A 19,759-nucleotide genomic window follows, 5' to 3' on the forward strand; every position below is an offset into this window, starting at 1 on the left:
AAGGACGACGCCATGGCCCAGCACGCCCAGCACCCTCACGCCGAGGGGGCCCTCGCCCGAGAGACCCTGGCGCACACCACCAAGGCCCATTCCACATCGTACCACGAGCCCGGCACCATGGACATCACGGCCCAGGAGCGGACCTTTGTGACCTTCATGCGCTTCGTGTCGCGCATGGCCATGCTGATCGCGGTCTTCCTGCTCCTCCTGGCCCTGATCAACGGCTGATGCGACGCCGCGCCGTTCTGGCCGGACTGGTCCTGACGCCGCTGGCGGCCTGCGGCGGCGATGCGACCTCGATCTGGGCACCGGACGAATCGGTCGAGATGGCGCGCTACCGCGCCTCGGGGCCGACCTATCTCGCGCTGGTGACGGTGCGGAACGAAGGCGATGGCCAGGGCGCGCACACCGCCCTTCTCATCAACGCGAGCGAAAGGGTCCTGTTCGACCCTTATGGAGGCTGGACCGACCCCGCCGTGCCCGAGCGGAACGACGTGCTGTTCGGCTTCTCGCCCGAGGTCGAGGCCCGCTACCTTGGTTACCAGGCCAAGGACGGCTACTACTATGTCCGCCAAGAGATCCAGGTCCCGCCCGAGGTGGCCGAGCAGGCGCTGGCGCTGGCCAAGGAAGCCGGTCCCGTCGGCATGGCCATGTGCACCCGTGCGACTGCCGCTCTCCTGAAACAGCTCCCGGGCTTCGAGGGGCTTGGCATGACCTACTTCCCCGAGCATCTGGCCAACCGCTTCGGCCGCCTGCCCGGCGTCGTCACCGTCGAGCGTCACGGCCCGCCGGTTTCCGAGGACGCCTAGAGGGCCCCGAGACCCAGGACGGCATATAGCACGACCGCACCGGCTGCCATGGCACCCAGGACGCTCCGGGTCCAGATCCCGGCGGCAACGGTCGCCAGCGCCGCCAGGAGCCGCGCCGGGTCCGTCTGGCCACCGGTCGCGGTGGGCCAGAGCGCCAGGGGGGCCACCAACCCCGGCAGAACGGCAACCGCCGTGTAGCGGAGGTGGCGCAGCACCCAAGGGGGCAGCGGCCTTTGCCCCAGCAGCCCCAGGAACGAGAAGCGGATCAGGAACGTCCCGATCCCCAGGCCGACGATCACCGTCCAGAACGGCAGCCCGCTCATCCTGCCATCCTCCGGTCCGTTTCGGCCCCCACGGCCATCGCGGCCAAGGCCGCGACCAGCAGGCCCGAGGAATAAGGCATCCAGGCCAGCAGCAGCGCCAGCGCCACCGATGTCAGCGCCGCCAGGAGATGCGCCAGCGTCCGCAGGCCCGGCGCCACCATGGCGAGGAAGCAGATCGGCACCGCGAAATCGAGCGCCATCCAGTCCGGCACCGACCGGCCCAGCATCGCGCCCATCACCGTCAGCAGGAACCAGGTCGGGCAGACCGGCAGGCAGACCCCGGCAAAGTAGGCCAGCTTGTCGCGTAGGGTCCAGCCCGGTTCCCGCTCGTACACGGCGATGGAGGCGGCATAGGTCGCATCCACCAGGCAGTAGGCGGCAAGGGCCCGCTGCCAGAGCGGGAGGCCCCCCAGATGCGGGGCGAGCGAAGCCGAATACATCGCCATCCGCAGGTTCACGGCCAGCGCTGTCGCCAGCACGATGAGCACCGGCGCGCCGTCCCGCATCATGCTGAGCGCCGTGAACTGCGACGCCCCCGCGATCACGGCGACCGAAAAGGCCAGCGCCTTGCCCAGGCCCAGGCCCGCCTCGGCCGCCGCGACCCCGAACAGCAGACCGAACGGCGTGAGCGCCACAAGGAAAGGAAGACCGTCCCGGATGCCCCGGGCCAGGGGAGAGGTGCTGCTGGACATGACGCGGGCCTAGCCCCCTGCCCGACCGGAGGCAACCCGCTCCCACAGGGTGCCCTCCTCCCGGTCGCCTCTCATCGGCACCACGCGCCGGATATGATCTGCGATGTCGGGAACCCCGCCCGGCACCACCAACTCCACGGCGGCCTCGCCGTTGCGCCCCCGCTTTCGCTGCCATTCGGCATAGGGATAATCCGCGATGCGCCGAAAGGTGTCGGGACCGCGCGGGGCCGGGAAAGGGTCCGTCACGCCGCTGTTGATGGGCGACAGCTCGATCCGCGCCCGATGCGCGGCGACCAAGGACGCGGCGTCCACCTCCAGCACGTCATGGGCGGCCTCGCGGTAGAGCCGCGCCCCCAGGAGCCGCCCCAGCCTGTCGCGCGACAACCAGAAGAACACCCGCCCGTTGAGGAGCCGCAGCCAGTCCTCGACCGGAAGGTCGGGCGGCAGGGCGCGCCCGAGCTTGCGGATGTTCAGGGGCGCGTTGTCGCGGATCACCACCCGGCCCTGCGCCGGATGATCCAGTACGACGGGGCCGGGGCGACGTTCCGCCTCGATGCGGTCGCGCGCCACGCCCGTGATCCCGTAAAGGTCGACGAGCGCCGAGGTGCTGAGCAGGCCCTTGTCGCGGATCGACGGCCAGCTTCCGGCCTCGGCCATATGGAACAGCACCGGGCTCCGGCTCAGGAGGTCCTCAAGATCGGCATCGGTCACAGGAGCCCTCCGTCGCGCCACTCAGGCCCAGACCTCGGACGCTCGTGCGGGCGGTCAAGGGGCCGCTTGGCCAGCGACGGCCGCACGCGCTAGATGGCGCAGCAGAGCCCGGAGCGGATCATGGCCCAGCCCCCCTTTCCGACCGTCATCCTTGCGGGCGGCTTGTCGCGTCGCATGGGCGGCGGCGACAAGGGCCTGCGGCCCTTCGGGGCCGGCACGGTGCTTTCGGCCATCCTGGAGCGCCTTGGCGCCGGGGCCGCTCCGCTGGCGCTCAACGCCAATGGCGATCCGGCCCGGTTCGCGGATCTGGGCCTCCCTGTCCTGCCCGATCCGATGGACGGCCATCCCGGGCCGCTCGCCGGGGTGCTGGCCGCGATGGAATGGGCCATGGAGCTTGGGACGGCCGAAGTGATGACCGTGCCTGGTGACGCCCCATTCCTGCCACGGGACCTAGCCCAACGCCTCGGGGCGGCAGGCGCTCCTGCCATCGCGGCCTCGGGCGGTCGCATTCACCCGGTGGCTGCCCTTTGGCCCGTCGCCTTGGCCGGAGAACTGCGCGACGACCTGCAGAACGGATTGCGGAAGGTCGAGACCTTCGCGCGCGACCACGGGGCCCGCACCGTGGAGTTCCCCGTCCCGTCTGGCGGCCCCGACCCCTTTCTCAACCTCAACACCCCCGAGGACATGGCGGCAGCTGTCCGCTGGCTCTGAGGGGAAGGACTGGATTTCGCCGCGGCGCTCCCCACCATCCTTTCCATGCGCATCGTCCAGGGCTTCACCGCAGCCGACCGCCCCGCCATCGCCGCCCTTTACTGGGAGGCCTTCGGCCAGAAGCTCGGCCGCGCGCTGGGTCCATCGGACCGCGCGCTCGCCTTCATCGAGACAGTGCTGTCGCCGGACCACGCCTTCTGCGCCTTCGACGACGACGGACGCCTTCTGGGCGTGGCGGGGTTCAAAACCCTCGATGGCGCGCTGGTGGGGGGCACCTACACCGACATGGCGCGGGTCTACGGGCATGCAGGGGCGCTCTGGCGGCTCACCCTGCTCACGCTTCTGGGCCGCGACACCGAGAACGCGCGCTTCCTCATGGACGGCATCTTCGTCGCGCCCGAGGCGCGGGGACGAGGCGTGGGCACCCGCCTGCTCGATGCCATCGCAGCCGAAGCGCGGGCGCGCGGTTACCAAGAGGTCCGGCTCGATGTGGTGGACGAGAACACCCGCGCCCGCGCCCTGTACGAGCGCAAGGGCTACCGGGCGGTCGCCCGTCATTCGACGGGCCTGCTGCGCTACGTGTTCCGCTTCCGCGCGGCCACGACGATGGTGCTGCGGGTGGGCTGACCGCCCGGCCCGGCACCCCGTAATCAGGCGTACGAGACGCCCAGGATCTCGTAGCTCTTCTCGCCACCGGGCGTGCGGACTTCGACGCTGTCGCCCTGCACCTTGCCGATCAGCGCCCGTGCCAGCGGCGAGCGGACATTGAGCCGTCCGTTCTCGATGTCGGCCTCGTATTCGCCCACGATCTGGTAGGTTCGTTCCTCGTCCGTGTCCTCGTCCACGAGCTTGACCACGGCGCCGAACTTGATGGGCCCCGACAGCTTGGCCGTGTCGATCACCTCGGCGAGGGAGATGATGCTTTCCAGCTCCTTGATCCGACCTTCGATGAAGCTCTGCTTCTCCTTGGCGGAGTGGTACTCGGCGTTTTCGGACAGGTCGCCATGGGCGCGCGCCTCGGAGATGGCCGCGATGATCTCGGGCCGCTCCACGGATTTGAGGTGCTTCAGCTCCGCGTCGAGCTTGTCGAACCCGGCGCGGGTCAGCGGGATCTTTTCCATTCGGTCCTTCCCCGTCATCGCGGGCCTTCAAGAAAGTGGTTCATAACTCGGCGGGCCGCCCCCAAGTCAACCCCTCGGGAACGTGCAGAGGTCTGGGGCCACTGCCACGTCATGTCGCATTTGCGCTTTGGCCCATGAATGTCTACCTCAGGTCCCCGGAAAAGGAAGGGACGAGACATGGCGCAGGTCGAGCGCGAATCCATGGATTATGACGTGGTGATCGTGGGCGGCGGCCCGGCGGGCCTGTCGGCGGCGATCCGCCTCAAACAGCTCGACCCCGATCTGTCGGTGGTCCTTCTGGAGAAGGGGTCTGAGGTCGGCGCGCACATCCTGTCGGGCGCGGTGCTCGATCCGGTGGGACTGAACGCGCTGATCCCTGACTGGAAGGCCAAGGGCGCCCCCCTCGACACCCCCGTGACCGAGGACAGCTTCTTTGTTCTGGGCGAGGGTGGGCGCATGCGGATCCCGGGCCGGGTGATGCCGCCCCTGATGAACAACCACGGCAACTATGTCGTCTCTATGGGCAATGTCTGCCGCTGGCTCGCCACGCAGGCCGAGGCGCTGGGCGTGGAGATCTTTGCCGGCATGTCCTGCTCCGAGCTGGTCTGGGGCGAGAACGACCGCCTAGCCGGCGTCGTCGCGGGCGAGTTCGGCAAGGTCCCGGACGGCAGCTTCGACGGCGCGCCGGGCCCGAACTACGAGCCGGGGATGGAGATCCGCGGCAAGTACGTCTTCTTGGCCGAGGGCGTGCGTGGCTCCCTGTCCCAGCAGGCCATCGCCCACTTCAAGCTGGCCCAGGGCCGCGAGCCGCAGAAATACGGGCTGGGGATGAAGGAGCTTTGGACAGTCGAGCCGGGCCGCATCCGCGCGGGCCAGGTCATCCACACGATGGGCTGGCCGCTGAACCAGGGCGCGGGCGGTGGCGGGTTCATCTACGGCCTGTCGGACACCGAGGCCTATGTCGGCTTCGTCGTCCACCTGAACTACCGCAACCCGTACCTTTACCCCTACGGAGAGTTCCAGCGCTTCAAGCATCACCCGCTGGTGGCCGAGATCCTCACGGGCGGCAAGCGCACCGCCTACGGCGCCCGCGCCATCAACGAGGGTGGGTGGCAGTCGCTCCCGAAGCTGGCCTTTCCCGGCGGCGTGCTGCTGGGCTGCGCGGCCGGGATGGTCAATGTCCCCCGGATCAAGGGCAACCACAACGCCATGCTGTCGGGCATCCACGCGGCCGAGGTGGCGCAGGCCGCCATCGCCGCAGGGCGCGAGGGCGACGTGCTGGAGGACTACGACAATGTCGTCCGCACCGGGGCCGTGGGCCGCGACCTGCGCGCCGTGGCCAACGTCAAGCCGCTCTGGAGCCGCTACGGCCTTATGGCGAGCCTCGGTATCGGAGGCCTCGACATGTGGACGCAGACTCTGCTGAACCGCTCCGTCTTCGGCTCCATCCGGCACGGGAAGACCGATGCGGAGTCGACGGAACCGGCGGCCAAGCACAAGCCGATCGCCTACCCCAAGCCCGATGGGAAGCTCAGCTTCGACCGGCTGACCAACCTGGCCTTTTCGGGCACCAACCACGACGAGTCCCAGCCCGCGCACCTCAAGCTGAAGGACCCCTCGATCCCCATCGGGCGCAACCTGCCGCTCTATGCGGAGCCGGCGCAGCGCTACTGTCCGGCGGGCGTGTACGAGGTGGTGGAGGAGCCAACTGGACCGCGGTTTCAGATCAACTTTCAGAACTGCGTCCACTGCAAGACCTGCGACATCAAGGATCCATCCCAAAACATCGTCTGGACGGTCCCGCAGGGAGGCGACGGACCGAACTACCCGAACATGTGAGCCCGAGAGGCGATGACTTCTGGCAGGCTCCCGCCCGTGCTAACAGGGGCGGGAACTTGCTGGTCTGCGGCGGCGCAGCCCAACCTCTGGTTGCAGCGGGGGTCCGCCGCGCTTAACTTCGGGCACTGGGACACGATGACAGGGAACACAGCCGTGCACGGATCGGGACAAAAGGCCGCCCTGCTCGGGGCGCTGGCCCTGGCGCTGAACACCTGGAGCCTGCCTGCCCAGGCGGACACAGAAGCCGGCGCGGCCCCTGCGGGGGTCTATCTGTCGGCCCGCGCGGCGCGGCAGGCCGCCGACCTGACCGCCGCTTCCGACCTGTTCGCACAGGCGCTCGAAAGCGATGCGGCCGATCCCTGGCTTCTGGGCAATGCGCTGTCCGCCGACCTGGGCCTGGGCCGGATCGAGGCCGCGGCGGACTTGGCCGACCGCATCGTCGAGGCCGGTCTTGCGAGTCCCTTCGCGCATCTGGTGCTCACCGTGTCCAATGCGCGGGACGGGGACTGGCGCGCGATCCTGAGCGACCTCAAAGCCGGGCGTAAGGTAGGCCCGCTGGTGGATGGCCTGGCCCGGGGCTACGCTTGGCTGGGCTTGGGCGATGACGCCGCCGCGCTGTCCGCCTTCGATGAGTTGGCCGCCAACTCGGACTTCCGCGCCTTCGGGCTGTACCATAAGGCGCTGGCCCTGGCGCTGTCCGGGGACCTCGCGGGGTCCGAGGCCCTTTTCTCCGGTCCCGAGGCCAAAGGCGTCCAGCGCACCCGCCGCTCTATCCTGGCGCATGCGCAGGTGTTGGGCGCCTTGGGCCGCTCGGACGAGGCGGTGGCGCTTCTGGACGACAGTTTCGGCTCTGACCTCGACGAGCCGCTTGCCGCCTTGCGGGCCCGCCTTGCGGCAGGCGGACCCGTCACCTTCGATCTGGTCCGGTCACCCCAAGAGGGGCTGGCGGAAGTCTATTTCAGCATCGCGGCCGTGCTGGCCGAGGGTGATGCCGAGGCGGGCCTTCTTTATGCCCGCGCGGCGCTGGCCCTGAACGAGCGGCACGCCGAGGCCGCGCTTCTGACGGCCGAGCTGTTCCAAACCCTGGGCCAGCCCACCCTCGCCCGCGAGGCCTATGGGCTCGTGCCGCCCGACAGCCCCGTCTTCATCGCCGCCGAGTTCGGCCGGGCGGAGGTCCTTCGCGACACCGGAGAGGAGGAGGCCGCTCTCGAAGTCCTCACGGGCCTGGCGCAGGATCGTCCGGACCTTGCCGATGCAGAGGTGGGCCGGGGTGATCTCCTGCGGGGGCTGGAGCGCCACGAGGAGGCCGAGGCCGCCTACGGCCGCGCCATCGAGCTATTCTCGCAGGACTCGGGCCGGCTGTGGTTCGTCCACTTCATGAGAGCCCTCGCCCGCGAGGCGCAGGGCGACTGGCCGGGCGCGGAGGCCGACCTGCGCCGGTCGCTGGACCTTCGCCCGGACCAGCCGCAGGTGTTGAACCACCTGGGCTATTCCCTTGTTGACCGGGGCGAGAAGCTGGACGAGGCGCTGGCGCTGATCGCGCAGGCCGTGGACCTGCATCCCGACAACGGGGCCATCGTCGACTCGTTGGGCTGGGCCTATTACCGGCTGGGCCGCTATGCCGAAGCCGTGGAGCAGTTGGAAAAGGCCGCGACGCTGGAAGCCAACGATCCGGTGGTGAACGACCATCTGGGCGACGCCTACTGGCGCGTCGACCGCACCCGCGAGGCCCGTTTTCAGTGGAATCGCGCCCTGTCGCTCGACCCCGCGCCCGCGGACATCGAACGGATCCGGGAGAAGCTCGCCTCGGGGCTGGCTGCGCCGACAGACACCGAGGACGCCAAGGAAACGGCGGGCCTCCCGGCTGGGAACCAGGGTGGATAAGGGCTTTGCCCCGGCCAAGGTGAACCTTGCCCTGCATGTCACCGGGCGAGGTGCGGACGGCTATCACCAACTCGACAGCCTCGTGGTTTTTGCAGGCACCGGGGACCAGATCATGGCCGCGTCCGCGCGGGACCTGACCCTGACCGTCACCGGGCCTTTCTCCAAGGGCGTCCCGACCGACGACACCAACCTCGTGCTGCGCGCGGCCAAGGCCCTTCGCGCGGCGCGGAACGTGACCAAGGGCGCGGCGATCCGCCTGACCAAGACCCTGCCTCATGGGGCGGGACTGGGCTCGGGATCGTCGGATGCCGCTACCGCGCTGCGGCTGCTGGCCAGCCTTTGGGAGGTGGAGCCCCTGTCCCCCGACGCCCCCGAAGTGCTGGCCCTGGGGTCGGATGTTCCCGTCTGCCTGCACGCGCCGGCCGCCATGCGCATGCGTGGGCGGGGCGAGGTCATCGACCCCGCGCCCGCCCTGCCCTCGATCGGACTGATCCTTGTGAACCCCGGCGTGGTGCTGCCCACCAAGGACGTCTTCGGCGGGCTCGTGACGCGGACGAACCCCCCCATGCCGGCCCTGCCCGACACCCGCAGCGCCGATGAGTTCGTGGCCTGGCTGCACACGGTCCGCAACGACCTCCAGGCCCCCGCCGAGAAGCTGGCCCCTCCGGTGGCCGAGGTGCTGTCGGTGCTCCGGCGCACACGGGGCGTCCTCGCGGCCGTGATGTCGGGATCGGGGGCCACCTGCGTGGGGATCACGCGGAATGCGGGCACGGCCCGAACCGTCGCCCGCACGATCCAGTTGTCCCGGCAGGGCTGGTGGGTCGCCCCCGCGCCCCTGCTGGCCTAGACCGCGAAACGGCCCGTGTTATCCTGGGCATAGGCGCGCAGGTCGCGCGGCGCTCGTCCTGTCAGCGTTTCCACGTCGCCGGTGACCGCCGCCGCCCACCCCTCGCGGACGGGGTGGAAGATCGACGACAGGAAGCGGGCGTAGTCCTCGGGGACGCCCGCGCCCGTGAGAATACCCACGAAGGTCTCGTCATCGTTCGGCCGGTAGGTCACGGTCCGACCCAGCGCGTTCGACAGCACCGCCGCCGCCTCGTGGTAGCTCAGCGCCTCGGGTCCGGACAGGTTGAAGGCGCGGTTGTCGAAGCGGTCGCTCCTCAGCGCCGCGACGGCGCTGGCGGCGATGTCGCGCGCGTCGATGAAGCTGGTCTTGCCCTCTCCGGCCGGGACGGCGACCGCATGGTGCCGCAAGATGCCTTCGTGCCAATAGGTGTGGAAGTTGTCCATGAACCAGTTGGGCCGCAGCGTGACCCAGCGCGTTCCGCTCCGCTCCAGGTGAAGCTCGGCCTGCCGGTAGGGGATGGAGTCGTCGGCATCCACGCCGAACACGCTTTGGAACACGACCTTGACGCCCCGACTAGCCGCGCGGTCGAAGATCGGGTGGAGGATGTCCTGTGCCCCCAGATAACCCGACGGCACCAGCACATAGGCCCGGTCCACGTCCACGAACGCCGCCTCATGGGTGGATGGATCAAGATGGTCGAAGCGCACGGACTCGGCGCCCGCGACCGGAGCGGCATGGCGCGACGCGGCCCGAACCCGCTCGCCGCGCGCTACCAGTTGTTCGACTACATGGGAGCCTACCGTTCCCGTCGCGCCCAGCACCAGAATCCGCCCTGACATCCGCATCTCCGTCGTCTATATGGTTTCCGCAGGAAACCTGGTTTCGATAGGAAATCACATGGCACGAGTCGCGGCGGCAGAAAAGAAGGCACTTACCGGGCACCTGGTCACCCCGCGGAAACCATCCGGGGTGGACCCGGCCTATGATGTCTATTGCGAGGCCTGCCCCACGCGCCTTGTCCTCGACCGCCTCGCAGACAAGTGGGTGTTGCTGGTCATGGGCCTGCTGGGTCGCGAGCCCTTGCGCTTCAACCAGCTTCGCCGCGAGATCGAGGGGGTGTCGCAGAAGGTCCTGTCCCAGACCCTCAAACGGTTGGAGCGCGACGGTCTGGTGGCACGGCAGGCCTTTGCGACGGTACCGGTGACGGTGGAGTATTCGATCACGCCGCTGGGCCGGACCCTGTCCGACACGGTCCGGGCCGTCGGCCTTTGGGCCGAGACCAACATCGAAGCGGTTCTGGCCGCCCAAGCTGCCTATGACGCCCAGTCCGGGACCGAAGCAGGCGCTCAGACCTCGCGGGCGACCACGTAGTCCGCAAGGTCGGCCAGCATCTCGCGCAGCGGATGGGCCGGAACGCGGTCCAGCGCGGCCTTGGCCCGCTCGACCCAGGACATCGCCTCGGCGCGGGTCGAGGCGAGCGCGCCATGCCGCTCCATGATGCCACGAGCCTGTTCTATGTCGGCGGGCTCCACCTGACCGCGCCCGACCGTCCGGGTCCAGAAAGCCCGCTCCTCGTCCGAGGCCCCCGCGATGGCGCGGATGACCGGCAGCGTCAGCTTGCCTTCCCGCAGGTCGTCGCCCCTGTTCTTGCCGATGGCCTCGGTCCCTTCGATGTCGAGGAGATCGTCCACGATCTGGAAAGCGATTCCCAGCGCGTCCCCGTATTCGCGTAGCGCCTCCTCCTGGCCTGAGTCCGCCCCGGCGATCACGCCGCCGGCCTGGGTCGCCGCCGAGAAAAGCGCCGCCGTTTTGCCCCGGATGACCTTGATGTAGGTCTCTTCGGTGGTCGCCAGATCGCGGGCGGCCACGAGCTGGAGCACCTCCCCCTCCGAGATCGTGGCCGCCGCGTTGGCCAGGATGTCGAGAACCCGGAGGTTCCCCGGCTCGACCATCAGCTGGAACGCCCGGGCGAACAGGTAATCCCCTACCAGCACCGAGCTCATGTTGTCCCAAAGCAGGTTCGCCGTGGGCCGCCCCCGGCGCTGCTTGGAATCGTCCACCACGTCGTCGTGCAGCAGCGTCGCCGTGTGGATGAACTCCACGGCCACGGCGAGATGGACGTGGAACGGTCCCTCGCAGCCCATCATCCGCGCCGCCGCGAGAACGAGCATGGGCCGAAGGCGCTTGCCCCCGGCCTCGATCAGATGAGCCGTGACCTGCGGGATGCGCGGCGCGGCCTCGGAGGCCATCCGCTCCCGGATCAGCGCGCCGACGAGCGCGAGGTCCCCCTCCAGCGCGGCCGCCAGACGGTCGTGGGGTTTCGCGCGGGCGTGATCGAGGCTCATCAAGGTGTTCCACGGGCTCGACAATGGGGAGGGCGGGCGGCTAGCCTGTCCTGACAATGCGAGAGCTGCTGCGCACCACCGATCCCACCGTGATCGCCTTTGCCACCGCGCTCCTGCGCGGCGAGGGTATAGATTGCTTCCCGCTCGACGACAACATGAGCATCCTCGAAGGATCGCTGGGCGTGCTGCCCCGTCGGTTGATGGTACGCGAACGCAACCTTGATGAGGCGCGGGTCGTCATGCGGGACAACGGCATCGACCTTGGATTCTGAGCTGACGGAGGATGCCTTCCTGGGCGGGCGGCTCCGGCTGCACCAGCCTGCCCAGGGGTTCCGGTCGGGGATGGATGCGGTCTTCCTGGCGGCGGCGGTCCCGGCCCAGCCCGGCGAACACGCGCTTGATCTGGGCTGCGGGGCGGGGGCGGCGATCCTGGCCCTGGGGACGCGCGTTCCGGGGTTGGGTCTGGCCGGACTGGAGATCCAGCCCGCCTATGCCGCGCTGGCGCGAGAGAACGCGGCGCGCAACGGCCTTGGCCTGGAGGTCATGGACGGCGATGTCGCCCAGCCCCCGCCGACGCTGCGCGACCGGGCCTTCGACCATGTCCTCATGAACCCACCCTACTACGATCGCGCCAGCACGACGCCCGCCCGGGACCCAGGCCGTGATCTGGCGCATGGGGGGGCGGTCCCGCTCGGGCTTTGGCTCGACCTCGCGTCCCGGAGGTTGCGGCCAAGAGGCGTCCTGACCCTGATCCAGCGCAGCGCCCGCTTGCCCGAGGTGCTGGCCGCCCTGCCCGCCACGATGGGCTCGGTCGCGGTCCGTCCCTTGGTGCCGCGCGAGGGACGCCCGGCCGCGACGGTCCTGCTGCGGTCACGGAAAGGCGGACGCGCGCCATTCCGTCTGATGGCCCCATTGGCTGTCCATGCGTTGCCCCAGCACCAGCGCGACGAGGAGGATCTGTCTCCTTGGGCCGTGGCGGTGCTGAGGGACGGAGCAGGTTTGCCTTGGGATTAGGCGCCCCTACAACCTGGACGAGCAAAGATCCGCCTAAAGCGGGCTGTGTCATCCCGCCGCATGACAGATTCATGAAACTGTGGTCGACTTCTCCTTGGCAGGCTTCACTACCATGGAGGACGACTCATGAGTCTGAACGGCCATCTGGAAGAACTTCGCCGGAAACACCAGACCTTGTCGGCGGCCGTCGAGGCGGCCCAGCGCAGCCCGGGGATGGATGACCTCGAGATCGCGCGCATGAAGAAGCAGAAGCTCATCATCAAGGAGGAGATCACCCGCCTTTCGGCGCACTGATCCCCCCATCCGCTCCGAGTCAGGAGCCAGCGGCCTTTCGCGTGCCTTCCGGGGCGCGCGACCCCGGAAGAGCCGCCAGGGCGGCTCCACCCGCGATGAGCAGGGCGGCCAAGCCCAAACCCCATGTCGCCTCTGCTTCGCCCCCGGCCACCAGCGCCAAGGTCGATAACAGGGGTGCCGCATAGGAGGCGACGCCCAGAAGCTGGATGTCGCCTCGCTTGACCCCAATGTCCCACAGGAAAAAAGCCAAGCCGACCGGCCCGAGGCCGAGCGCGACCACAGCCACCCATCCGCTGGCCGAAGCGGGCCAGACCGTCTCCTCGATCAGAAGGTGGGCCAGGACGGACAAGGCCGCCGTTCCCGCGCAGTAGACCGTGACGGCGACCGTGGGCCACTGGCCAAGCCGCCGCGAGATCACCGAATAGGCCGCCCAGGTCACGGCGCAGCCGAAGGCCAGCACGAAGCCCAGGACGGGGTTCGGTGCAGGCCCGCCCCCACCGCCACGGCCCAGCACGATCAGCGCCGCCCCCGCGAAGGCAAGGGCCCCGCCGACGAGATGTCCCCGGCGCAGCCGCTCGCCGGGCAGCAGGCCCGAGCCCAGAACGATGAACAGGGGCCAAAGATAGGCGATGAGCCCCGCCTCGGCGGCAGGAGCGAGCCGCAGCGCGCTGAAGTACAGGAGGTGGTAACCGAAAAGCCCGGCGATCCCGAAGGCATGCACCCCGGCGGGCACGCGCCGCAACTCTCCCAGGGTGCCCGTCGCGGCCCCCCAGACCAGCCCGACCCCGGCCGCGATCCCGAAGGTGAGCGCATTGAGGAGGAGAGGCGGCACCGGCGCGGTGCGGACGGTCAAAAGGGCGAGGAGCGCCCAAAGAAGGACGGCGCAGAAGCCGATAGAGGTGGCGCGAAGGCGGGTCATGGGCGCGACCCTAGGAGATCCGCCCACCGCCGCCCACCCCCGGAGCGACATCCGTGCAAGGCTTGCGGCCCTCGGGTGTCCCGCGCCGACCACGGTGTCGCTTTCCACGTCTCCCCCGCCTTGCCAGAGCCACGCGATTCGCGTCTGGTCACCCGAAACCGGGGGGCAGCGATGATAAGCGCGCGCAAACGCATCTGGGGCTGGATGCTCTTCGACGTGGCCCAGCAGCCTTACGCCACCCTGGGCCTCACCTTTGTCTTTGGGCCCTACTTCGCTGAGGTCGCCTCGGACCTGTTCGCCGCGCAGGGCGCCTCGTCGCAGGCGGCCGGGGCCCAGGCCCAAAGCCTTTGGGGCACGGCGCAGACGCTGGCGGGCGTCGTCATCGCCCTGAGCGCGCCGTTCCTGGGGGCCTATGCCGACGCCTCGGGCCGCAAGACGCCGTGGATCGCGGGCTTCTCGGTCATCTATGTCCTGTGCGCCTGCGGGCTTTGGTTCCTCCACCCGGACGGGACGAACTTGCTGCCGGTGCTGGTCCTTTTCTGGCTGGGCTTCATCGCGGGCGAATCGGCGCTCAACATCAACAACGCCCAGCTTCCCTCGCTTGCTCCGCCAGATCGGATCGGGCGGATCTCGGGCTCGGGTGCGGCCATGGGCTACTGGGGTGGCGTCCTGGCGCTGTTCTTGGTGCTGCTGTTCCTGGCCGAGAACGCCACCGGCCGGACGCTTCTGGGTCAGGCGCCGGTGATGGGCCTGGACCCCGCCCAGCGGGAGGGGACGCGCAGCGTGGGCCCTTTCATCGCGGTCTGGTTCGTCCTGTTCATCATCCCCTTCCTGCTCTGGACCCGCGAAACCGCGGCTCCGCTGCGCCGCCCGTCTATGAGAGAGGTCTGGTCGGACCTCCGGGGCACGCTGCGCGACGTCCTGCGACGGCGGAGCCTCGGGAGCTTCCTGCTGTCCTCGATGCTCTACCGGGATGGGCTCGGGGCGCTTTACAGCTTTGGGGGCATCTACGCGACGCTGGTGCTGGACTGGACGATCATCCGGATCGGCGTGTTCGGCATCGTGTCGGCCATTGCCGCCGCCGTCGTGACCTGGATCGGGGGACTGGCCGACCAACGCCTTGGGCCCAAGCCGGTCATCGTGGCGTCCTGCTGGGCACTGATCGGGGTCTGCTCGGTCATCGTGGGCGTCTCGCGCGAGGCCATCTTTGGGGTGCCGCTGGCCCAAGGCTCGACCCTGCCCGACATCCTGTTCTTTCTGTGCGGGGCGGCGATCGGAGGGGCGGGCGGCGCGATGTACTCGGCCTCGCGCACGCTGATGGTGCGGCACGCCAACCCGACGCGGGCGGGCGGGCGAGGCGTTCGGGCTTTTTGCGCTGACCGGGCGGGCCACGGCCTTCCTCGCCCCGGCGTTGATCGCAGCGTTCACCGCGATCACGGGTTCGACACAGCTGGGCTTCCTGCCCGTAATCCTGCTTTTCCTCGGCGGGCTCTGGCTGCTACGCTTCACGGACCCCCTCGGAGACCGTTCCCGATGACGCACCGCCCCTTCAAGGCTTTTGCCCTGATCCTTCTGCTGGCGGCCTGCGGCGGCGGGAACACCGTCGCGCAGGACGCCGTGTCGCCGCAGGGGGCAGGCGACAGCCGGGTGGCCAAGCACGTATTCGGAAGCATGCCGCAGCCCTCGTCGCAGACCTCCCAGCCGATCGGCGGCTATTCTCAGGGCTGCCAGGCCGGGGCCGCCCAACTGCCCGAGACGGGGCCCACCTGGCAGGCGATGCGCCTGTCGCGCAACCGCAACTGGGCGCAGCCCGCCACCATCGACTTCATCGCCGACCTGAGCGCCTATGCTGCGACCCTTCCCGGCTGGCGGGGTCTTTATGTCGGCGACATGAGCCAGCCGCGCGGCGGACCCATGACCTCTGGGCATCGCAGCCACCAAACCGGGCTCGATGTCGATGTCTGGATGAACGCGCCGCAGCGCCTCGACCTCAGCCCCCAGGAGCGGGAGGAGATCTCGGCCATCGACATGCAGCGGGCCGAGGGGGCCTACGTCAACGACCGCTGGACCCCAGCGCACGAGGCGCTGCTGCGCCACGCCGCCCAAGACCCGCGCGTGGCCCGCATCTTCGTCTTTGCGGGTGCCAAGGTGGCGATGTGCGACCACGCGACGGGCGACCGGTCCTGGCTTCGCAAGATCCGGCCCTGGTATGGCCACAACGAACATTTCCATGTGCGGCTGGACTGCCCGGCCGGCTCGGCCACCTGCGCCCCTCAGGATCCGATCCCGATGGGCGACGGCTGCGACGAAGCGCGCAGCTGGGTCGCGGGCATCCTGAACCCGGCCCCGGCCGACCCGAACGCCCCGCCCGCCGAGCCCCGCGGCGACCTGACCCTGGCCGAACTGCCGGGCCAGTGCATGGGCGTGCTGGCAAGCGACTGAGCCCTTGCGACGTTTCCTCCTGAGCGTGGCCCTCGCGGCCGCGGGCCTGGCCACGGGCGCGCTGCTGCCGGCCTCCGGCGACACGAGGGGGCGTGCGACCTTTCTGGGAACCTATGTCTGGGAAGGGAACTGGGAGGGGTTCGGCGGCTTCTCGGGCCTCGAGGTCGCCAATGACGGCCTAGCCTTCACGGCCCTGAGCGATCGGGTGGAACTCGTGTCCGGGCACCTGACGCGCGACGCCCGCGGCGTCGTGACCGGGGTCGAGGTCGGACCGCCCCGGCGTCTCATCAACACCGACGGGCGACCGCTCCGGGGCCGGCCGGCCGACAGCGAAGGGCTCGCCATCGGACGCGATGGGACCGTGTGGATCAGCTTCGAGGGCCGGGCCCGGGTTCGGCGCGAAGGGGGAGAGGCTGAGTCGCCCGTTCTCCTGCCCAGCCACCCGGACTTCGGGCGTCTGCGGCTCAACTCCGCGCTCGAGGCGCTGGCGGTGGATGACCAGGACCGGCTCTACACCATCCCCGAACGTCCCTTTCGCAGCGAAAGCAGCTTTCGAGTCTATCGCTTTGAGAGCGGCGCCTGGGACGTCGTCTTCCGCCTGCCAGAACGCGACGGCTTTGCGGTGGCGGGGGCCGATATCGGGCCGGATGGACGGCTTTACATTCTGGAGCGCGACTTCACCGGCCTGGGATTCCGCACGCGCCTGCGTCGCGTGAACCTTGACGGCAGCGGCGAGAAGACCCTCCTCACCACCGCGACCGGCACCTTCGACAACCTCGAAGGAGTCGCCGTCTGGGCCGACGGATCAGGACTGCGGGCCACGATGATCTCGGACGACAACCTCCGCTTCTTTCAGCAGACCCAGATCGTCGATTATCGCCTGCCGGATTGACGCAGGCGTTGCCGGGGCGTATCGGGCGGCGCCCCGTATCGGTCGCCGTGACGGTCGGACCGGGGCCAAGTCGCCGCACCCTTGCCAAAACGGACCTATTCATGCGTCTTCTGCCTGCCATCCTTGCCATGGCCGCGATTGTCGTGGCTTCCAACATCCTCGTGCAATTCGTGATCGCGGGAGGGCTCCTGACCTGGGGCGCCTTCACCTATCCGTTCAGCTTCCTCCTGATCGACATCGCCAACCGTGCCTATGGACCAAGGGCTGCCCGGACCGTGGTGATCTGGGGGTTCGTCACCGGCGTCCTGTGTTCGCTGGTCGGCTCGCAGGTCGAGGTTGCTCCAAGCGTCTCCGCCGTCGCGTTGCGGGTGGCCGTGGGCTCGGGAGCGGCCTTCCTGGCGGCGCAACTCCTCGACGTGGCGATCTTCCAGATCTTCCGGCACCAAGCCTGGTGGCGTGCGCCCCTGACCTCGACCTTCGTGTCCTCCTCGCTCGACACGCTGATCTTCTTCTCGCTGGCCTTTGCCGGGGTTCTGGGCGTCCTCTTCCCTACTGCGGCAAACGAAGCAGTGGGCTGGGCGCAGGATCAGGCCCCGCTCCTGGGCTTCGGGCCGGATGCGCCCCTCTGGGCTTCGCTTGCTTTGGCGGATCTCGGTGTCAAGATCGCCTTGGCCCTGATCACGATGATCCCGTACCGCCTCATTACCATGCGCCTGCAAGATCGCGTGAGTTGAACGTCATCTTTCGAAATCCGGGTTTGACAGACGGCCGGAAAATCCCATCTTGGGAGTCAGTTGAAACCCTTAGAAAGGAGGTGATCCAGTGTCTAGAAAGAACCTGGAGAGATGTGTCGGGACAGCGCGGGGGATCCGCGGCTGAGGCAGCCCTCAGCCTTCCGGGTGCCTCGGTGGACCTGATGGTCTAACCGAACCCACCTCCTGAACTTTCGAGGGGGCCGCACCATTCGGGGCGGCCCTTTTCATTGTGGCGGGTCCAAGGAAGCGCGGAGCTCGGCTTCGGCCTCGTCGATGGCTGCAAGGATCTGTGCCTCGAAGTCTGGGCGCGACACCGCTTCTTCCAACTCCAGCAAGGCGTAATCGGCAGCCACCCCGATCGCGAGGCCGCCGAGGACCCCGCCGACCACGGCCCCGACCGTGGTTCCAAGCCCCGGCACCACGCTCCCTGCCAACGCGCCCGCCCCGGCGCCCGTAGCCGCGCCCCCCAGCCCCCCCGCGACCTTGCCCAAGGCCACCTTGCCGACAGCCTCGGCGGCCAAACCGAAAGCTTCCTTGGCCAGAACCTTGGCCAGCAGCTTGCCGGTGACCGTGCCTGCGATGCCGCCTGCGACCATGCCGGCCCCGCCTGCCGCAATCCGCACCTCAAAGGCGATGGCCTCGGCGTCCGGCGCGGGGATCAGCGGCGGTTCGGGCGTCCTGGCTGTCACGACCCAAGCCGTGTCATCGGCCGGAAGGAAGCCGCAATCCGCCAGAAGCCGGTCCCGCGCCGCAACCGCATCCGGTGGCAGGGGTGCGTCGAGTGTTGCGACCGCTTGCCGGAACGGCACGAAGGCCTGATCCACGGCAAGCGTCCTGGTCATCTCCTTTGCAAGGAAATCCTCAGCCCCGCCTGCGACGAGGTGGAAGGTCCGCAGATACTCGGCCGTCAGGCTGTAATAGCCGTCGAGAAACAGCGGCACCCGCGCCCGCACCGCATCGAAGCCCGTGTCGATCCCTGCCTCGACCGCCTGCCGGCGCTGAGCCAGCAGGTCGCTCAGGCTCCGGTCGATGACGTCGAGTCCCGCCAGCGTGCCTGGTCGGCACGCCATCGGCCCGATCTGTTCGGTTTCGACGATCCGACGCAGCGCCGTCGGGTGGGGCAGGCCCGGCACATAGGCGGGTGGCGGGGCGTCTGCACCAAAGGCCAGTTCCGGTCGGGTTCGGCCTTCCGTGGGGGCGAACAGGACCGGGCTCTCGGCCATGGCAAGCGGTTGCCGTTGAGCAGTGGCCCAAACCTCGGCCTGTGCGGTGGCCGAAACCAGCGCTCCTGTCAGCACGGTGGCCAGAAGGCTTGCCCAGGCCAGCCGCGCGGCACCCACGGGGGGGGCGTCGTCGGCCGTGGAGCTGCGAAGGATCCGCCGCGCCTCGCCCCGGGGCAGGAGACCGGCGGCGAAGACGCTTGCCACCAGCCAGAACTGCCCGAAGGTCGCTCCCAGGGTCCAAAGGCGCGCGAGGGGGCCAAGATGACCCTCGGCCCAGCCCAGGGCCCAGGCCCGTGTCCCGCTGACGAGGCCCATAGCGTCCACGCCCCAGGCGAGCAGCGCTGATGATCCTTCATAGCGGGGCTGCGCCGCGACCGCGGCTGCCAGACTCCCCGTCTTCACCACTGGGAGGTTTCCTCCTGCCACCCAAGCGGCCGTCAGGAGACCCGCCACGGCAAGGGGCGCATGCAGGAGCACCGGGCGAAGTCGCGCGTAAGGCTTCAGCGGCCCGGTTGATCGGGCGACCAGAGCCGCCATGGGCCAGAGAAGCCCTGCCGCCGCCGCGATCCAGGCCCAGCCCGCCCAGCCCTGCGCGATCAGCACAGCGCCCACGCTTGCGGCGGCGAGCAGAGCCAACGGAACGGCGGCGATCTGCCGGACCAAGGCGCCACCCAGGACAGGCGCCCACCACGGGGCCGCGCCGTCACGCAGGACCGATCTGGCATGAGCCTTGCGAACCGCCGCCGGATAGGCGAGGCCGACCCAGGCGGGTCCGGCCACGAGCGGCACCAGAAGCAGCGCGCTCATCAGCCCCATGCGCCCGCCTTGGCTGGCATGCCAGGCGAGGCCCCCGAGGACGAGGGCGCAAAGGGCGCTATAACGGGCTGGCGAGGCGATCATCCGCCCTGTCGTGGGGTGCCCCGCGAGTCGAGTCAACG

The 19,759-nt window shown here is 69.3% G+C and carries 22 protein-coding genes and 1 pseudogene; 15 read left to right on the plus strand and 8 right to left on the minus strand.

Features of this window, described 5'->3' with window-relative positions; all coding sequences use genetic code 11:
- Positions 1–12: 12 nt before the first annotated feature.
- Both FHG66_RS04970 and FHG66_RS04975 read left to right on the plus strand, forming a co-directional pair.
- Complete coding sequence (locus FHG66_RS04970; RefSeq protein ID WP_139075600.1) at positions 13–228, plus strand: aa3-type cytochrome c oxidase subunit IV; 216 nt, start codon at positions 13–15, stop codon at positions 226–228.
- Positions 228–809, plus strand: a complete 582-nt coding sequence (locus tag FHG66_RS04975; RefSeq protein WP_139075602.1) for a hypothetical protein — start codon at positions 228–230, stop codon at positions 807–809. Before FHG66_RS04970 ends, FHG66_RS04975 begins: the two co-directional genes overlap by 1 nt.
- Here FHG66_RS04975 and FHG66_RS04980 read toward each other — a convergent pair.
- The 3 genes from FHG66_RS04980 to FHG66_RS04990 are packed head-to-tail and all read right to left on the minus strand — an operon-like array spanning position 806 to position 2,535.
- Complete coding sequence (locus FHG66_RS04980; RefSeq protein WP_139075604.1) at positions 806–1,132, minus strand: AzlD domain-containing protein; 327 nt, start codon at positions 1,130–1,132, stop codon at positions 806–808. The genes FHG66_RS04975 and FHG66_RS04980 overlap by 4 nt on opposite strands.
- Positions 1,129–1,824, minus strand: coding sequence for an AzlC family ABC transporter permease (locus FHG66_RS04985; RefSeq protein WP_139075606.1), 696 nt, complete (start codon positions 1,822–1,824; stop codon positions 1,129–1,131). Before FHG66_RS04985 ends, FHG66_RS04980 begins: the two co-directional genes overlap by 4 nt.
- Positions 1,825–1,833: 9 nt before the next feature.
- Complete coding sequence (locus tag FHG66_RS04990; protein WP_139075608.1) at positions 1,834–2,535, minus strand: DUF7002 family protein; 702 nt, start codon at positions 2,533–2,535, stop codon at positions 1,834–1,836.
- A 120-nt stretch (positions 2,536–2,655) separates the two neighbouring features.
- Here FHG66_RS04990 and mobA point away from each other — a divergent pair, with 120 nt between their 5' ends.
- The gene (mobA, locus tag FHG66_RS04995; protein WP_139075610.1) at positions 2,656–3,246 is read left to right on the plus strand and encodes a molybdenum cofactor guanylyltransferase MobA; all 591 of its coding nucleotides are present in this window, start codon (positions 2,656–2,658) and stop codon (positions 3,244–3,246) included.
- 45 nt (positions 3,247–3,291) lie between these two features.
- On the plus strand, positions 3,292–3,873 hold the full coding sequence (locus tag FHG66_RS05000) for a GNAT family N-acetyltransferase (RefSeq protein ID WP_139075612.1): 582 nt from the start codon (positions 3,292–3,294) through the stop codon (positions 3,871–3,873).
- Positions 3,874–3,896: 23 nt separating this feature from the next.
- Here FHG66_RS05000 and greA read toward each other — a convergent pair whose 3' ends face one another.
- Positions 3,897–4,367 carry a transcription elongation factor GreA gene (greA, locus tag FHG66_RS05005; protein WP_139075614.1) on the minus strand — a complete coding sequence of 157 codons (471 nt, stop codon included), beginning with the start codon at positions 4,365–4,367 and terminating at the stop codon, positions 3,897–3,899.
- 177 nt (positions 4,368–4,544) lie between these two features.
- On the opposite strand from greA, the gene FHG66_RS05010 reads away from it, so the two are divergent.
- The 3 genes from FHG66_RS05010 to FHG66_RS05020 all read left to right on the plus strand — a co-directional run bounded on the left by FHG66_RS05010 (position 4,545) and on the right by FHG66_RS05020 (position 8,937).
- Positions 4,545–6,206: an electron transfer flavoprotein-ubiquinone oxidoreductase gene (locus FHG66_RS05010; protein ID WP_139075616.1), complete on the plus strand. Its 1,662-nt coding sequence runs from the start codon at positions 4,545–4,547 to the stop codon at positions 6,204–6,206.
- Positions 6,207–6,341: 135 nt separating this feature from the next.
- A complete protein-coding gene (locus FHG66_RS05015; protein WP_176556130.1) occupies positions 6,342–8,090 on the plus strand; it encodes a tetratricopeptide repeat protein in 1,749 nt (582 codons plus the stop codon).
- Positions 8,083–8,937 carry a 4-(cytidine 5'-diphospho)-2-C-methyl-D-erythritol kinase gene (locus FHG66_RS05020; RefSeq protein ID WP_139075619.1) on the plus strand — a complete coding sequence of 285 codons (855 nt, stop codon included), beginning with the start codon at positions 8,083–8,085 and terminating at the stop codon, positions 8,935–8,937. Before FHG66_RS05015 ends, FHG66_RS05020 begins: the two co-directional genes overlap by 8 nt.
- Here FHG66_RS05020 and FHG66_RS05025 read toward each other — a convergent pair.
- Entirely contained in the window at positions 8,934–9,776 is an 843-nt protein-coding gene (locus FHG66_RS05025) for an SDR family oxidoreductase (RefSeq protein WP_139075621.1), read from the minus strand. The genes FHG66_RS05020 and FHG66_RS05025 overlap by 4 nt on opposite strands.
- Positions 9,777–9,834: 58 nt before the next feature.
- On the opposite strand from FHG66_RS05025, the gene FHG66_RS05030 reads away from it, so the two are divergent.
- The gene (locus FHG66_RS05030) at positions 9,835–10,308 is read left to right on the plus strand and encodes a winged helix-turn-helix transcriptional regulator (protein ID WP_176556131.1); all 474 of its coding nucleotides are present in this window, start codon (positions 9,835–9,837) and stop codon (positions 10,306–10,308) included.
- On the opposite strand, the gene FHG66_RS05035 is transcribed toward FHG66_RS05030, so the two are convergent.
- A complete protein-coding gene (locus FHG66_RS05035; protein WP_139075622.1) occupies positions 10,284–11,282 on the minus strand; it encodes a polyprenyl synthetase family protein in 999 nt (332 codons plus the stop codon). The two genes, FHG66_RS05030 and FHG66_RS05035, sit on opposite strands and share 25 nt — an antisense overlap.
- Positions 11,283–11,338: 56 nt before the next feature.
- Between FHG66_RS05035 and FHG66_RS05040 the strand changes: the two genes are divergently transcribed.
- From FHG66_RS05040 to FHG66_RS05050, 3 genes are all read left to right on the plus strand, one after another.
- Entirely contained in the window at positions 11,339–11,554 is a 216-nt protein-coding gene (locus FHG66_RS05040) for a putative signal transducing protein (protein ID WP_139075623.1), read from the plus strand.
- The gene (locus FHG66_RS05045) at positions 11,505–12,296 is read left to right on the plus strand and encodes a tRNA1(Val) (adenine(37)-N6)-methyltransferase (protein ID WP_139075625.1); all 792 of its coding nucleotides are present in this window, start codon (positions 11,505–11,507) and stop codon (positions 12,294–12,296) included. The genes FHG66_RS05040 and FHG66_RS05045 overlap by 50 nt, the downstream gene beginning before the upstream one ends.
- Positions 12,297–12,422: 126 nt before the next feature.
- A complete protein-coding gene (locus tag FHG66_RS05050; RefSeq protein WP_139075627.1) occupies positions 12,423–12,590 on the plus strand; it encodes a YdcH family protein in 168 nt (55 codons plus the stop codon).
- A 19-nt stretch (positions 12,591–12,609) separates the two neighbouring features.
- Here the strand turns inward: FHG66_RS05050 and yddG are convergent, their stop codons facing one another.
- Complete coding sequence (yddG, locus tag FHG66_RS05055; protein ID WP_139075628.1) at positions 12,610–13,509, minus strand: aromatic amino acid exporter YddG; 900 nt, start codon at positions 13,507–13,509, stop codon at positions 12,610–12,612.
- Positions 13,510–13,680: 171 nt separating this feature from the next.
- Between yddG and FHG66_RS05060 the strand changes: the two are divergent.
- From FHG66_RS05060 to FHG66_RS05075, 4 genes and pseudogenes are all read left to right on the plus strand, one after another.
- Positions 13,681–15,046: pseudogene (locus FHG66_RS05060) on the plus strand (MFS transporter).
- A complete protein-coding gene (gene mepA, locus FHG66_RS05065) occupies positions 15,043–15,951 on the plus strand; it encodes a penicillin-insensitive murein endopeptidase (protein WP_139075630.1) in 909 nt (302 codons plus the stop codon). Before FHG66_RS05060 ends, mepA begins: the two are co-directional and overlap by 4 nt.
- Positions 15,952–15,955: 4 nt before the next feature.
- Positions 15,956–16,843 carry an esterase-like activity of phytase family protein gene (locus FHG66_RS05070; RefSeq protein ID WP_246082467.1) on the plus strand — a complete coding sequence of 296 codons (888 nt, stop codon included), beginning with the start codon at positions 15,956–15,958 and terminating at the stop codon, positions 16,841–16,843.
- Between the two features lie 101 nt (positions 16,844–16,944).
- Positions 16,945–17,577, plus strand: coding sequence for a queuosine precursor transporter (locus tag FHG66_RS05075; RefSeq protein WP_139075632.1), 633 nt, complete (start codon positions 16,945–16,947; stop codon positions 17,575–17,577).
- A 245-nt stretch (positions 17,578–17,822) separates the two neighbouring features.
- Here the strand turns inward: FHG66_RS05075 and FHG66_RS05080 are convergent, their stop codons facing one another.
- A complete protein-coding gene (locus tag FHG66_RS05080) occupies positions 17,823–19,721 on the minus strand; it encodes a hypothetical protein (RefSeq protein ID WP_176556132.1) in 1,899 nt (632 codons plus the stop codon).
- Between the last annotated feature and the right edge of the window lie 38 nt (positions 19,722–19,759).

The organism is Rubellimicrobium rubrum (assembly GCF_006152115.1).
GTDB lineage: Bacteria > Pseudomonadota > Alphaproteobacteria > Rhodobacterales > Rhodobacteraceae > Rubellimicrobium > Rubellimicrobium rubrum.